Raw genomic sequence first — 13,420 nt, forward strand, 5'->3', positions numbered from 1 at the left:
AACAAATACATATACCAATGCAATCACTGTGGTTCTTTGACAATGTTAACCTTTTTAAGGTGCTTTGTCCTCATAAAGTTAAAATTTATAAAAATGAACATAGTTTCTGTTCTTACAAAAAGAAAGATTACATATATATTCAAGCAGATGCTGCTAATAAGGTTTATTTAATAGAGCAAGGAAAAGTAAAAATTGGCTATTATAGTGAAGATGGAAATGAAATAGTAAAAGCCATTCTTACTAAAGGTGAATTGTTTGGGGAAAAAGCAATTTTAGGAGATGAAAAACGTGATGAATTTGCACAGTCTATTGATAACGAAACTTCTATATGTCCTATCAGTATTAATGTTATGCACGATTTAATGCGAGATAATCAAAACTTTAGTTTTAAGGTTTATAAATTTATTGGGTTTAAATTTAAAAAATTAGAGCGTCGTTTACAATTGCTATTATTTAAGGATACTAAAACCCGTCTAATTGAATTTTTAGATGAACTTTGTACAGAATTTGGTTATGATTGCGATAAAACGGGAGATCAAGTTATTAGACATCCTTATACACAAAAAGATATAGCCTCATTGATTGGCACTTCTAGACCAACAATCAATATTCTTCTTAATGAACTTAAAGAAGATAATTATTTGGATTTTAACAGAAAAGAAATAAGAATCTTAAAAAAATCTGCGTAATGTTAGCTATCTAACATTTTAAGAAACATTGCTTACTTAATTTTGAATTATAATTAAAAAAAAAGCAATGAAGAAAAAAATGATTTTAGCGGTATTGGCACTCGGTATGTTTGCCAGTTCGTGTAGTAGTGATGACGACAACACTAGTTCAGTAAACTCAAATTTAACCCTTAATCTTAATGGTTTAGAAGCTTTAGGGGACGATTTTGTTTACGAAGGATGGATAATTGTAGATGGTTCTCCTGTATCTACAGGCACATTTTCAAGTGTAGATTTTCCACAAACATTTTCAGTGAATACAACACAATTAAATGAAGCGACCACTTTTGTACTCTCTATCGAGCCAGCTATAGATAGTGATCCAGCACCTGCAGCTACCAAAATTTTAGCTGGTGATTTTTCTGGATCTTCTGCTAACGTAGATTCTAATGGTATTGTTGGTGATTTTAGTGCTTCTACAGGTACTTATATTTTGGCGACTCCTACAGATGCTGATGATACAAATGAAGAGAGTGGTGTTTGGTTTTTAGATAATTCTACAGGAACAGCAGTAGCAGGATTAGATTTACCAACATTAACAGAGGGCTGGATATACGAAGGATGGGCTGTTTTGGATGGAACTCCAATTAGCACAGGTACATTTACAGATCCAACTATGGCAGACGACAATGCAGCGACTTCAGTTTTTAAAGGAGACGTAGGAAATGGACCTGGTTTTCCTGGCGAAGATTATTTACAAAATGCACCAACAGGAATGACGTTTCCAACGGATTTGAGAGGTGCAACAATAGTAATATCAGTTGAGCCAAGTCCAGATAATAGTGCATTACCTTTTACATTAAAACCTTTGGCAAACGAAGTTCCTACTGATGCCTCAGTACATACAGCTATCTCTATGGGAACAGGTCCAGTATCTGAGATTTCTGGGATTGTAACAAAAAGTTAAGATTAGATTAAATTTGTTAGATGTGAAGCGTAATACCTACTTTTGGTGTTGCGCTTCTTTATTGATATTAATTCGGCTATGACAGAAACAAGTAAGAGAAAATCTAAAATTTTTAATATAATTAGTGTTGCAATCATCGTTTTACTAATTATTCCTCAAACAAGAAAGGTAATTCAAATAGGTCTTCATAAGTGTTTGAGTTATGTTAATCAATCTTCTCTTATAGATAAAGAAGATAGAGTATCTGTGAGTTATGCTAATTTTCAATTAAAGTCTGACGCCAATACAACCCTAAATTTTGATACAACAAAAGGCAAAGTGGTGCTTATAAATTTTTGGGCAACATGGTGTCCGCCATGTATTGCAGAAATGCCAAGCCTTCAAGCTCTATATAATGATTATAACAAGGACGTTGAGTTTTTGTTTATCACTAGTGATGATTTTGAAATTGCTGAAAAATTCAAAATAGAAAAAGGTTTTAATTTTGAAGTTTACAATCCCTTAAGTCAAGTGCCTCTAGAATTATCAACAAGCACTATCCCTAGAACTTTTATTATAAATAAAAGTGGAGAGATTGTGGTAGACGAGTCTGGTGCTGTAGACTGGAATAGTGAAAAGGTGAGAAATCAATTAAATCAATTACTTGCAGAATAGTTTATTTAAAATATTTAAAAGGCACAAATAACATCCCAAAATTTTCACCTTTTTCTTTACCTAAATGTTTATGATGAATTTTATGAGCACGTCTTAAACCTCTAGCATATTTATTATCTATATTTCTCAACCATTTAAAACGTTGATGAATAAAAATATCGTGCACAACAAAATAGGCGATACCATAGGCTAAAATACCTAAGCCAATAGGAAGTGTATACCAAATATCTTCATAGCTCCATAAGTAAAAACAGGTGATACTTACAATGGCGTAGAAAATAAAAAAGGCGTCATTTCGCTCAAACCAACTATCGTGGTCTTTGTGATGGTGATCTTTGTGTAAGCTCCATAAAAATCCATGCATTACATACTTGTGCGTAAACCAAGCATTAAATTCCATGATTAAAAATGTACTTGAAAATATTAGTATCCAAAAAAGGGTTTGCATATTTGTTTTCTTAAAAGTTTAAAGCAAGTTGAGTTGGTATTTAACGTAGCTTCTAGTTAATAATTCTATCTTTCTGTAATTAGGAACTCTGATTCTTGTAGATTTTATTTGCAATGCAGGTGTCTTTTTTAATTTTTCTAATAATTTACTGTAATAGCGGTAAGCCATAAATACACCAAATTTAGCCTCTAAAGGCAAGCGTTTAATACCTTCTAAACCTCTTTCAAAATCAGCTTCAATATCTAATATAATTGCTTGCTTAGAGGTTTCATTTAATTGATTTAAATCGGTATTAGGAAAATAGGTTCTATTCAAACCTTCAAAGTCAGCTTTTAAATCTCGTAAAAAATTCACTTTCTGAAAAGCAGATCCTAAGCTCATGGCAGAGTCTTTTAAATCATTATATTTTTCGTTATCACCTTTAACAAAAACTTTAAGGCACATTAAACCAACAACATCTGCAGAACCATAAATGTAATCTTTATACTCTTCATTTGTTAAATAGTCTGTTTTATGAAGATCTAAGCGCATGCTATTCATAAATGAATCTACCATATGTTTATCAATGCCATAATTGTGATAGGTTTCTTGAAATGCATTTAAAATAGGATTTAAACTAATTTTATCCCTTAAGGCATCTTCTAAATCTCTTTCAAAATTATTAAAAAGGATTTCTTTATTGTAATCGTGAAATGTATCAACAATTTCATCTGCAAATCTTACAAAACCGTAAATATTGTAAATATCTTGCCTTATGCTAAGTGATAACATTTTTGTAGCCAAGGAGAATGATGTACTATAGGCATTAGTTACTGCCTTACTGCATTCTTTGGAGACATTGTCAAAAATTGATTTCATAGTGATTCGTAGTTATTAAAATTAGTGTTTTTCAATCAGTTCAGCAACTAGCTTTCCTGAAATTAAAGAAGGAGGCACTCCTGGTCCTGGTACGGTGAGTTGCCCTGTAAAATAGAGTCCGTCTACTTTCTTGCTCTTTAATTTTGGTCTTAAAAATGCTGTTTGCAAAAGTGTGTTTGCCATACCATAGGCATTGCCTTTGTATGAATTGTAATCTTCAATAAAATCATTAACGCAATAAGACTCTTTAAAAAGGATATTTTTAAGAACATTTTGCTGTGTTCTTTTTTCGAATCTATTAATGATAATATTAAAATATTGTTCTCGTAACTCTGGTGTATCTTCTAATCCTGGTGCAATAGGAATTAAGAAAAAACCAGTTTCACATCCATCTGGCGCCATGCTTTCATCTGTTACCGATGGAAAGTTGACATAAAATAATGGATCTTTTGGCCACTTAGGATTGTCATAAATTTCTTCAGCATGCTTTTCAAAATCAGTATCAAAAAATAAATTATGATGTTCTATATTTTGTAATTTCTTATTGAAACCAACATAAAAGAGTAGGGAAGAAGGTGCAAATGTTCTACCTTCCCAATACGCTTCACTGTATTGTCTGTATTTTTGATCTAATAACGTTTCGGAATGATGATAATCTGCGCCACTTAATACCACATCAGAATAAATTTCTTTTCCGTTAACGGTAATACTTTTAGCTTGTCCATTTTGTACACCAATTTTTTCGACGTTACTATTAACATGTATTGAAACACCTAGACTTTCGGCTAGATTTCTCATGGCTTTAATAATTTCGTACATGCCACCTTTTGGATGCCAAGTACCAAGACCAAAATCGGCAAAATTCATAAAACTATAAAATGATGGTGTTTGGTTAGGTTTTGCACCTAAAAACAAGACAGGAAACTCTAAAGTTGAAATTAATTTAGGATTTTTAAAATTTTTACGAATATCAGAGCTTATTGTTCTAAAAAATCGGTCTACTCGCGTGATAGTATCTTTTGTTACCAATTCAAAAGGTGAAAGTCCAGGTTTTAGAACTACTTTATTAATCGCAATATTATAATGATCTTGTGCTCTAGTAATAAATTTACGAAGTGGAACTGAGCTTCCTGGTTCAATACGTTCAAATTCTTCACATATTTGATCCATATGGTCGCCAATGGTAATAACGTCATCTGAAAAGAATATTTTATATGCAGGACTTAACTTGTCTAGTTGGTAATAGTCGCTTGTGCTTTTTCCAAAATCATTAAAGAATTTTTCAAAAATATCTGGCATCCAATACCAACTTGGTCCTATATCAAAGGTAAATCCATCTTTAGTAAGTTGTCTAGCTCTACCACCAACAGTATTATTTTTTTCATAAATTGAAACATCAAAACCTGCTTTTGCTAAATAGCAAGATGCTGATAATGCAGAAAAACCTGAACCTATTATAGAAATTGATTTCCCCATTTATTTATAATTCTTCAATTAAATTTTCAATAGACTTAAACGCTTTTATGCCTTTAGGAAGTTGGTCTGTGTCTATATGATTCAGCATTTGCCCAAGTACCCAAAAATTGGTGCTTGGCTTGTTTAGTAAGAGGCTATCGAATTTTTCTATATATTTTCCGAGCTTTTCTTTCTTAGGTTTCACTGTAAAATATGAAATGTAAGTTATATCATCGTAATAGTTTTGAATTTCAACTAAACTTTCTATCGGAACACTTTGACCTAAAAATATAGTATGGTAGCCTTTACTGACAAGTTGATGATTAATTAGCATAAGGCCAATTTCATGTATTTCGTTATCAGGTAAATAAAGTACAAAAGTCTTATTAGACTTATGAATTTGTTGTGATTGAATTTCCTCAGTACTAATTAATAATTTTTGACGAATTAACATACAAATAAAGTGCTCATGTGCAGGAGTTATAGTTCCTGTTTGCCATAACAATCCAATCTCTGTTAGTAATGGAATAAAAATACTATAGAAAATGTCTTCAAATGCTTTTTCCTCTAAAAGCGTTTTATAGGTTTTATAAAACATACCTTGATCGAAATTAAGCATAGCTAGCTTAAAAGCATTTATAGCATGGCTTTCTGTATTTGTTTCAACTGCAATTTTTTTAACTAATTGCGGAATTTCATGCTCATCTATAGTAGCAATCTTAGAAATTTTATAACCGTTGTTATTGAGGTAGCTTACATTAAGTAATTTTTGAAAGCTCTCTAAGTCGTAATATCTAATATTGGTTTCGGTACGTTTTGGTTCTAAGAGATTATACCTTTTTTCCCAAATTCTAATGGTATGTGCTTTAATTCCGGTTAGGTTCTCTAGATCCTTAATGCTAAACGTATTTTTTATATTGTTCATTTTTTTTTAAAAATCTTTAAACAAAAATATGCATTTTAATAATACTATAAAGTAGAATTAACAAAAAAGATAAAAAATAAATAATAAATGGAAACTAAATAGTGTTGAAATTTAGAAGCCTTAATTAAAAGTGTTAACTCATAATTAAAGAAAAGGAAGATTAGAACTGTCTTAAAGATAAAATAAAAGTGCGCACGAGAAGACTCGAACTTCCACGGACTAATGTCCACCAACCCCTCAAGCTGGCGCGTCTACCAATTCCGCCACGTGCGCAAAATAATGAAGAAAATATAAAAAAAAGTTAAGCATAATGCTTAACTTTTTTTTAGTGACCAGTCTGGGGCTCGAACCCAGGACCCTCTCCTTAAAAGGGAGATGCTCTGCCAACTGAGCTAACTGGTCGTTATGCTTTTTTATAACGAGGGTGCAAATATAAAACCTTTATACAAATACAAAGAATAGAATTAAAAAAAAATACTTTTTTTTATCAGATGAAAATTTCAAGTATCATAAATAGATGTTTTTTAATGTGTAATGATCTGTTTTTTATGAAGTTGCTAAAGGGAGGCTGTAATTGTTATTTTATCAAGCTGATATTTTTAATAATTCCTGTTTTTTATTTAAATTAAATTTATGCAAAAAAAAAGTTAAGCGTAATGCTTAACTTTTTTAGTGACCAGTCTGGGGCTCGAACCCAGGACCCTCTCCTTAAAAGGGAGATGCTCTGCCAACTGAGCTAACTGGTCATTTATGCTTTTCTCTAACGAGGGTGCAAATATATAAGCTTTCTTTAATTTAACAACACTTTTTTATTTTTTTTTTTGTTTTTTTGTTGTGAAGAAACCTATGGGTTTAATAATCAATTTATAAGTACTATGATTATAGTTTTATTAGGGTATATGGGATCGGGAAAATCGACTCTTGGTAAGGAATTAGCTACAGTGCTTAAATACAGTTTTTTAGATATAGATGATTATATTATAGAGAATGAAAAGGCTTCAATATCAGATATCTTTAAAAAGAAAGGTGAGATTTATTTTAGGAAAAAAGAAACTGAATATTTAAAAGAGATTATTTCTTCTTCTAAAAATACAGTACTTGCGTTAGGAGGAGGGACTCCTTGTTATGGAAATAACATGAATTTCTTAATTGATAATGCTAATGTTAAATCATTTTATCTAAAACTTTCAATTCCGCTTTTAGCTAAACGTTTATTTTTAGAACGTGAGCATAGACCTCTAATAAGTCATATTAATAATGAAGAAGAGCTTCTAGAGTTTATTGGAAAACATCTTTTTGAACGCTCACATTATTATAGTCAAGCACAGATTACGCTGAATACGGATCATAAAACACAAAAAGAAATTTTAGAAGACCTTTTAGTTCATTTAATCTAAATAAGCTTCGTAAGGTTGTTTAGATAAATTTACATGCACATGCTCAAATAATGATGTAGAAAGAGAAATACCCTTAAAGTCTGCCTTTACAGGATACTTTTTATGGTTACGATTTACTAATACAGCAGTTTTAAATTGTTTTAGTGGTACATCTAAAAAATGTTTAATACCATAAATTAGTGTACTGCCAGAGTTGAGAACATCATCAATTAACACCAAAGATTTATTAGTGTAATCTTCTTTAGAAATAGACGTTTTTATGGGCTCTGTAGGTTCAGATTTATTTATTGTGACTTTACACAAAGTAGATTGGATATCTGAAATCTTATCTAAATTAGATTTTATCTTTTTAGCAAGCAGGTAGCCGTTACTTTCAATACCAGCAATAATGAGTTCTGTTTCATTCACATTGCTTTCATAAATTTGATAGGCAATACGTTTTATTTTGTGCTCAATTTCTTTATGACTTAATATGGTGTTTTTTGTTAGTGCCATTAGCTCTTTTTTTCAAAGATAAAAAACAGTTCTTTACCTTGTCTTTCTTTTATGGAATTAATTGAAGGTTCTAATACATTCATTTTAAACTGATGTTTAAACAGTGAATTATATTCAAATACACTTCCGCCAAAGGGTGGTCCTTCTTCTGTTAATTCAAAATTAAAAAATAAGCCAACAAGTTTTCCTTTTGGTTTTAATAGTTGATGCATTTGATCAACATATTGTGTTCTCAAATTGGGATTTAGTGCACAGAAAAATGTTTGTTCAAAAATAAGATCAAAGCTATTCTCGTATTCAAAAAAATCAGCATTTATAAGTTGATTTTTGGGGAAATTTGGCAAACGAATGATAAAATTATCTAAGGGTTGATGAGCTAAATCTAAAACATAAATGTTTTTAAAACCATGGCACCACAGATATTCGGCTTCGTAGCTATTACCGGCACCAGGAATTAGAATTTTTAATGATTTATCTTTTATTTGGTCAATGTATGTTTTGAGAGGAGTAGAGGCGTAACCAATATTCCAACCTATTTGGTTGTTTACATACCTATTTTCCCAATAAGATTTGTTGAGTTTATTAATCATTCCAAAAAGACTTTAATGGTATGGTTAGTTTTATTCTTCCTCATCATCATAAAAATCATCAATATCTCGTCTGTCTTTTTTCGTTGGTCTTCCAGAACCCTTTTTTCTATAATAATCTTTACTATATTTTAAAAGTTCTTTAGCTTCAAAAGCAGATTTTGGAGTGGTGTCTACTCTATAAATATCCACCAATTTTGCGCCAACACGATTAGGAGGTAAATCGTTAACCGTAAGTTGGTAAATAATTTGATCTTTTCTAAGTTCAATTTTATCTGTAGGAAAAACTTCCCTAGAGGGTTTTACCGCATCACCATTAACTTTTACTTGCCCTTTTTTACATGCTTTTGTGGCAATACTACGTGTTTTATAATATCTAACACACCATAAATATTTATCAATTCGCATACCTTATTTACTAAAAACTACGTTAATGTTATAGTACAAAAATATTATATTATTGTATCTTGCGGCTTAAAAATAAGCAATAATGAACTTCGTATCTCAACTATGGTGGTTTTATGCGAAAAATATAAATTTCTATGAAAATTAAAACTTTAAGACTTAGTCTTATTTTACTGACACTAACAATTGTATTTGTTTCTTGTAATGGTGATGATGATAATGGTTCAACTTTTGTAGCAGCAGATAGAACAGAACAGCAAGTTATAGATGACGCAGTAATATTGCAATATCTAAGCTCACATTATTATAATTCAAGTTTTTTTGAAACAGGTTCTGATTTTAAATATACGGATATCATTATTTCAGAATTACCTATAAATCTTAATGGAGAATATGAAGCTATGCCAGATCCAACAAACAATACATTACTATTTGACGCTGTAGAAACGCGTACTGCAACATATTATGACGTTGAATATAAGTATTACGTATTAAGCCTAAACCAAGGCGAAGGAGATACTCCAAAATTCACTGATTTTGTACGTGCTAGATATGAAGGAAGCTCAATTAATGAAGAAGTAGGTGGAGAAGAAGTGGTTTTTGACTCTGCAATAACAGCTGAAGACTTTTATTTACAGACTGATTTTGTTTCTATTGTAAGTGTTATTAAAGCTTGGCAATTAGTAATGCCAACATTTTCAGCAGCAGAAAGTTTTGGTATTGATGGTAATGGTAGTGTGAATTATACGAATCCAGGCTTAGGAATGATGTTTGTACCATCTGGATTAGGTTATTTTTCAGGTGTTACTACAGGTGCTTCTTATGATAATCTTATTTTTAAATTTGAATTATTACAAACAGATACAGTAGATCATGATGATGATGGTATACCTTCTTACATTGAAGATTTAAATGAAAATTTAGATATTGAAGATGATGATACTGACGAAGATGGATTTTTTAATTTTATAGATAATAATGATGATGGCGACAATGTATTTACAATTGATGAATTAATTACAACAGTTTATCCTCCAGTGGCTAGTGAAGATGATCTCACTCTAGCTGAAAATGAGTTTATAAGAAGTAGAGTTGTAAATACTGATGGTTCTATTACATTTAAGACTGTGACCATAGCAGATTCTAACAACGATGGTGTACCTGATTATTTGGATGCTTCTATTGAAATTAATTATAATGAATTGTAATCGTTCTAGGTATTAACAATAAAAAAAGCCGCTCATTTAATGAGCGGCTTTCTTGTTTTTTATAAGAGTTAATTATAAACCTATTGATAAACTTAGGATTAATTGATCTGGTCTTGTATCAATTCTACTATTTACTGTTGTTATATTAGTGTCAATAAATGTAGCTTCATTTTCACTAAAACCTCTTTCATATCTTAAATCAATTCCAATTTTATTTAAATTGAATCCAACACCAAAATTGAAACCAACAGAGAAATCATTTTTAACAGTATCAATATCGATACCTTCAAAATCAGTTTCTAGTATATATTGAAAAGAAGGACCGGCAAAAACACTAACAGGGCCAATTACTTTAAGACCCACTAATAATGGTACATCAATTTTCTTTATAGAAAAAGCATTACTGTCATAGTCACTTTTTGTAGCGGTGTATACTAACTCTGGTCTAAGGTATAGTTTGTCTCCTATTTTGCCGAAAACACCAATATGATATCCAATATTACGATCGGGAGTTTCTGCATTTGTACTTGCGGATTCAAAATAATCTCCATTGGCACTATAATTTAAACCACCTTTAAAACCAAAGGAACTATTGTTTTGGGCATTAATGGTAAATCCAATAGTAGCTAGGACAGCAGTTAAAATAACTGATTTTTTTAAATTTCTCATAATGTTCGTTTTTTTAAATTAAAAACTCATTTAAATAGTTATTCAAATGAGTTATATATAAGTACTATATCAAAAACGTTTCCAAAATGAAATTATTTTCTTTTTATTACTTTTTGAACCGCTTTTATAATAGCATCACTGTTTAAACCATATTTATCCATCAGTTGAGCTGGTGTTCCAGACTCACCAAAAGTATCGTTGGTAGCAACAAATTCTTGAGGAGTAGGATGGTGTAAAGCTAAAACTCTAGAAACACTTTCTCCTAGACCACCTAGAAAATTATGCTCTTCAGCAGTAACAATACATCCTGTTTTAGCAACAGAATCTAAAATAGCTTTATCATCTAAAGGTTTTATAGTATGGATGTTAATCACTTCAGCAGAAATACCAGCTTCGTTTAAAACTTTTGATGCTTCTAGAGCTTCCCAAACTAAATGACCAGTAGCAACAATAGTTACATCTGTTCCTTCAGTAAATTTTATAGCTTTTCCAATTTCAAATTTTTGATCTGCAGGTGTAAAAATTGGCACAGACGGACGACCAAATCTTAAATAAACAGGGCCATCATAATCTGCAATAGCAATAGTTGCTGCTTTTGTTTGGTTATAATCACAAGGATTAATAACTACCATTCCTGGTAACATTTTCATTAAACCAATATCTTCTAAAATCTGGTGTGTTGCACCATCTTCACCTAACGTTAAGCCAGCGTGAGAAGCACAAATCTTTACATTTTTACCAGAATAGGCTATAGACTGACGAATTTGATCGTAAACACGTCCTGTAGAGAAATTAGCAAAAGTACCTGTAAACGGAATTTTTCCACCAATGGTTAAACCCGCTGCAATTCCCATCATATTTGCTTCTGCAATTCCGATTTGGAAAAATCGCTCTGGATTTTCGTCAATAAATTCATTCATTTTTAAAGATCCAATAAGGTCAGCACATAAGGCAACCACATTAGGATTTGTGCGTCCTAATTCTGCTAAGCCAGCACCAAAACCACTTCTTGTATCTTTTTTTTCTGTGTATGTATATGTTTTCATTCTGTTATTTTGAAACTGTGATTAATAGTAAATGTTTTTCTTTCTGTTTGTATTTTAATGGCTTCTACAAAGGTTTCCCCTTTATTAGAAATGTTAAGGATAAGTCCATTTGGAAGTTCTAAATCATTTAAAACAGAACCACCTTCAGCTGCAAAAACCAATTTAAAAAAATTGTTGAATAATTTATTATTGTTGACGTCTATAGATTCATCAAAGACTACTGCAATTTTTTCGGAAGTCTCATTACTAGGATATATATTATAAACTATACCTTCCCTATCTGCAACACTCACTTTTTCATTCGTGTTTTCTGAAATGAGTTCAAAAGACTCTGCATCGCTAGATCCGGAAACTGGAAAGAAATTATATAATGACATATTCATGTACATTTCATTTTCTCCAGAATTGAAGAATAACATTACTGACATGTTTTTGGTATCCAAAATAATCGCTAATTCTGAATTCTTCATCATATTTTCTTTACCAGAAAACATTGATTTGGCTAAATCTTTTGCTAAATATTCACTATCCGTCCAAATATATCTTCCGCTTTTATCTAATCCGATTTTAACGGTATCAATTGTTGCTTGCCGTTTATTGGGTATTAAATATTCAACGATATAATCTACAGAAATCTTTTTTTCCTGAGCATAACTCATTGAAATAAATAACAATAGACTAATTAAGATTATTTTTTTCATATTAGTAATCTCCTAAAGTTTCAGGATTTTGAGCTAAACCTATAGCAAGTTGCTCATCATTAGGTGCTTTTCCGTGCCAAGCATGTGTATGCATCATAAAATCGATACCATTACCCATTACGGTATGTAATAAAACACAAACTGGTTTTCCTTTACCTGTTAATGATTTTGCTTCAGCCATACCTTTTAATATAGCTTCAATATCATTACCTTTTTCAATATCTAATACTGTCCAACCAAAAGCTTCAAATTTTGCTCTTAGGCTTCCCATGGGTAAAACATCATCAGTGGACCCATCAATTTGCTGTTTGTTTAAATCAATAGTTGAAATCAGATTGTCTACTTTTTTAGCCGAAGCATACATTATTGCTTCCCAATTTTGTCCTTCTTGTAATTCTCCATCTCCATGAAGACTATATATAAGATGATTGTCTTTATTCAATTTTTTTGCTTGTGCTGCACCAATGGCAACAGACATACCTTGACCTAAAGAGCCAGAAGCAATTCTAATTCCAGGTAAACCTTCGTGAGTTGTTGGGTGTCCTTGTAGTCTCGAATCTAAAAGTCTAAATGTATTTAGTTCTTCTACAGGAAAATAGCCAGATCTTGCTAATACGCTATAATATACTGGTGAAATATGACCATTAGAAAGAAAGAATAAATCTTCTCCTATGCCATCCATATTAAAACCTTCTTTGGTTTCTAATAGCTCTTGATAAAGTGAAACAAAAAATTCGGCACAACCTAATGATCCACCTGGATGACCAGAGTTCACTTTGTGCACCATTCGTATAATATCTCTACGAACTTGAGTAGTTAAATCAGTTAATTCTTTAATGTTTGGCATGTTATGTTGCTTAAGTTTTATGCTACAAAAGTAACTTTTTACAAAGGTCTTTCAAAAGTTGAAATGATGCACTTATTAACGAAATGCATG

At 31.2% G+C, this 13,420-nt stretch carries 16 protein-coding genes and 3 tRNA genes; 5 read left to right on the forward strand and 14 right to left on the reverse strand.

From position 1 onward, the window contains the following. Positions 1-17 precede the first annotated feature (17 nt). The 3 genes from ACJJVO_RS03225 (at position 18) to ACJJVO_RS03235 (ending at position 2,289) form a co-directional block, all read left to right on the forward strand. Positions 18-689 (forward strand): Crp/Fnr family transcriptional regulator, encoded by a 672-nt coding sequence (locus ACJJVO_RS03225; protein ID WP_405570372.1) that lies wholly within the window; start codon positions 18-20, stop codon positions 687-689. 67 nt (positions 690-756) lie between these two features. Continuing rightward, on the forward strand, positions 757-1,635 hold the full coding sequence (locus ACJJVO_RS03230; protein WP_405570373.1) for an anti-sigma factor: 879 nt from the start codon (positions 757-759) through the stop codon (positions 1,633-1,635). A gap of 78 nt (positions 1,636-1,713) precedes the next feature. Beyond that, a complete protein-coding gene (locus ACJJVO_RS03235) occupies positions 1,714-2,289 on the forward strand; it encodes a TlpA family protein disulfide reductase (protein ID WP_405570375.1) in 576 nt (191 codons plus the stop codon). Between the two features lies 1 nt (position 2,290). Here ACJJVO_RS03235 and ACJJVO_RS03240 read toward each other — a convergent pair whose 3' ends face one another. From ACJJVO_RS03240 to ACJJVO_RS03270, 7 genes are all read right to left on the reverse strand, one after another. Beyond that, the gene (locus ACJJVO_RS03240; protein WP_405570377.1) at positions 2,291-2,737 is read right to left on the reverse strand and encodes a sterol desaturase family protein; all 447 of its coding nucleotides are present in this window, start codon (positions 2,735-2,737) and stop codon (positions 2,291-2,293) included. An 18-nt stretch (positions 2,738-2,755) separates the two neighbouring features. Continuing rightward, entirely contained in the window at positions 2,756-3,595 is an 840-nt protein-coding gene (locus tag ACJJVO_RS03245; protein WP_405570380.1) for a phytoene/squalene synthase family protein, read from the reverse strand. Positions 3,596-3,616: 21 nt separating this feature from the next. Continuing rightward, positions 3,617-5,071, reverse strand: a complete 1,455-nt coding sequence (locus ACJJVO_RS03250; RefSeq protein ID WP_405570383.1) for a phytoene desaturase family protein — start codon at positions 5,069-5,071, stop codon at positions 3,617-3,619. A 4-nt stretch (positions 5,072-5,075) separates the two neighbouring features. After that, positions 5,076-5,975 carry a MerR family transcriptional regulator gene (locus ACJJVO_RS03255; protein ID WP_405570384.1) on the reverse strand — a complete coding sequence of 300 codons (900 nt, stop codon included), beginning with the start codon at positions 5,973-5,975 and terminating at the stop codon, positions 5,076-5,078. Between the two features lie 189 nt (positions 5,976-6,164). Further along, a tRNA-Leu gene (locus tag ACJJVO_RS03260) sits at positions 6,165-6,248 on the reverse strand. Between the two features lie 56 nt (positions 6,249-6,304). Then, positions 6,305-6,377 (reverse strand) — tRNA-Lys (locus ACJJVO_RS03265). Between the two features lie 271 nt (positions 6,378-6,648). Further along, positions 6,649-6,721 (reverse strand) — tRNA-Lys (locus ACJJVO_RS03270). 129 nt (positions 6,722-6,850) lie between these two features. On the opposite strand from ACJJVO_RS03270, the gene ACJJVO_RS03275 reads away from it, so the two are divergent. Further along, positions 6,851-7,372: a shikimate kinase gene (locus ACJJVO_RS03275; protein ID WP_405570386.1), complete on the forward strand. Its 522-nt coding sequence runs from the start codon at positions 6,851-6,853 to the stop codon at positions 7,370-7,372. On the opposite strand, the gene ACJJVO_RS03280 is transcribed toward ACJJVO_RS03275, so the two are convergent. The 3 genes from ACJJVO_RS03280 to ACJJVO_RS03290 are packed head-to-tail and all read right to left on the reverse strand — an operon-like array spanning position 7,364 to position 8,862. Then, positions 7,364-7,867 carry a phosphoribosyltransferase family protein gene (locus tag ACJJVO_RS03280; protein ID WP_405570388.1) on the reverse strand — a complete coding sequence of 168 codons (504 nt, stop codon included), beginning with the start codon at positions 7,865-7,867 and terminating at the stop codon, positions 7,364-7,366. The genes ACJJVO_RS03275 and ACJJVO_RS03280 overlap by 9 nt on opposite strands. Beyond that, a complete protein-coding gene (locus ACJJVO_RS03285) occupies positions 7,867-8,457 on the reverse strand; it encodes a methyltransferase domain-containing protein (protein ID WP_405570391.1) in 591 nt (196 codons plus the stop codon). The genes ACJJVO_RS03280 and ACJJVO_RS03285 overlap by 1 nt, the downstream gene beginning before the upstream one ends. Positions 8,458-8,487: 30 nt before the next feature. Then, positions 8,488-8,862 (reverse strand): RNA-binding S4 domain-containing protein, encoded by a 375-nt coding sequence (locus ACJJVO_RS03290; protein ID WP_405570394.1) that lies wholly within the window; start codon positions 8,860-8,862, stop codon positions 8,488-8,490. Positions 8,863-8,996: 134 nt separating this feature from the next. Here ACJJVO_RS03290 and ACJJVO_RS03295 point away from each other — a divergent pair, with 134 nt between their 5' ends. Beyond that, a complete protein-coding gene (locus ACJJVO_RS03295; RefSeq protein ID WP_405570397.1) occupies positions 8,997-10,067 on the forward strand; it encodes an FKBP-type peptidyl-prolyl cis-trans isomerase in 1,071 nt (356 codons plus the stop codon). A 72-nt stretch (positions 10,068-10,139) separates the two neighbouring features. Here ACJJVO_RS03295 and ACJJVO_RS03300 read toward each other — a convergent pair whose 3' ends face one another. The 4 genes from ACJJVO_RS03300 to ACJJVO_RS03315 all read right to left on the reverse strand — a co-directional run bounded on the left by ACJJVO_RS03300 (position 10,140) and on the right by ACJJVO_RS03315 (position 13,330). Beyond that, entirely contained in the window at positions 10,140-10,736 is a 597-nt protein-coding gene (locus tag ACJJVO_RS03300) for an outer membrane beta-barrel protein (RefSeq protein ID WP_405570399.1), read from the reverse strand. A 92-nt stretch (positions 10,737-10,828) separates the two neighbouring features. Further along, positions 10,829-11,782, reverse strand: a complete 954-nt coding sequence (locus ACJJVO_RS03305) for a transketolase family protein (RefSeq protein WP_405570402.1) — start codon at positions 11,780-11,782, stop codon at positions 10,829-10,831. Further along, positions 11,779-12,483, reverse strand: a complete 705-nt coding sequence (locus ACJJVO_RS03310) for a hypothetical protein (protein ID WP_405570404.1) — start codon at positions 12,481-12,483, stop codon at positions 11,779-11,781. The genes ACJJVO_RS03305 and ACJJVO_RS03310 overlap by 4 nt, the downstream gene beginning before the upstream one ends. A 1-nt stretch (position 12,484) precedes the next feature. Further along, entirely contained in the window at positions 12,485-13,330 is an 846-nt protein-coding gene (locus ACJJVO_RS03315) for a transketolase (protein ID WP_405570407.1), read from the reverse strand. Between the last annotated feature and the right edge of the window lie 90 nt (positions 13,331-13,420).

The sequence above is a fragment of the Winogradskyella sp. Asnod2-B02-A genome (genome assembly GCF_045063645.1).
Classification (GTDB): domain Bacteria; phylum Bacteroidota; class Bacteroidia; order Flavobacteriales; family Flavobacteriaceae; genus Winogradskyella.

Coding starts and splice junctions, on each gene's coding strand:
- ACJJVO_RS03225 (WP_405570372.1), top strand. CDS start 18: ATGCAATCACTGTGGTTCTTTGACAATGTTAACCTTTTTAAGGTGCTT.
- ACJJVO_RS03230 (WP_405570373.1), top strand. CDS start 757: ATGAAGAAAAAAATGATTTTAGCGGTATTGGCACTCGGTATGTTTGCC.
- ACJJVO_RS03235 (WP_405570375.1), top strand. CDS start 1,714: ATGACAGAAACAAGTAAGAGAAAATCTAAAATTTTTAATATAATTAGT.
- ACJJVO_RS03240 (WP_405570377.1), bottom strand. CDS start 2,737: ATGCAAACCCTTTTTTGGATACTAATATTTTCAAGTACATTTTTAATC.
- ACJJVO_RS03245 (WP_405570380.1), bottom strand. CDS start 3,595: ATGAAATCAATTTTTGACAATGTCTCCAAAGAATGCAGTAAGGCAGTA.
- ACJJVO_RS03250 (WP_405570383.1), bottom strand. CDS start 5,071: ATGGGGAAATCAATTTCTATAATAGGTTCAGGTTTTTCTGCATTATCA.
- ACJJVO_RS03255 (WP_405570384.1), bottom strand. CDS start 5,975: ATGAACAATATAAAAAATACGTTTAGCATTAAGGATCTAGAGAACCTA.
- ACJJVO_RS03275 (WP_405570386.1), top strand. CDS start 6,851: ATGATTATAGTTTTATTAGGGTATATGGGATCGGGAAAATCGACTCTT.
- ACJJVO_RS03280 (WP_405570388.1), bottom strand. CDS start 7,867: ATGGCACTAACAAAAAACACCATATTAAGTCATAAAGAAATTGAGCAC.
- ACJJVO_RS03285 (WP_405570391.1), bottom strand. CDS start 8,457: ATGATTAATAAACTCAACAAATCTTATTGGGAAAATAGGTATGTAAAC.
- ACJJVO_RS03290 (WP_405570394.1), bottom strand. CDS start 8,862: ATGCGAATTGATAAATATTTATGGTGTGTTAGATATTATAAAACACGT.
- ACJJVO_RS03295 (WP_405570397.1), top strand. CDS start 8,997: ATGAAAATTAAAACTTTAAGACTTAGTCTTATTTTACTGACACTAACA.
- ACJJVO_RS03300 (WP_405570399.1), bottom strand. CDS start 10,736: ATGAGAAATTTAAAAAAATCAGTTATTTTAACTGCTGTCCTAGCTACT.
- ACJJVO_RS03305 (WP_405570402.1), bottom strand. CDS start 11,782: ATGAAAACATATACATACACAGAAAAAAAAGATACAAGAAGTGGTTTT.
- ACJJVO_RS03310 (WP_405570404.1), bottom strand. CDS start 12,483: ATGAAAAAAATAATCTTAATTAGTCTATTGTTATTTATTTCAATGAGT.
- ACJJVO_RS03315 (WP_405570407.1), bottom strand. CDS start 13,330: ATGCCAAACATTAAAGAATTAACTGATTTAACTACTCAAGTTCGTAGA.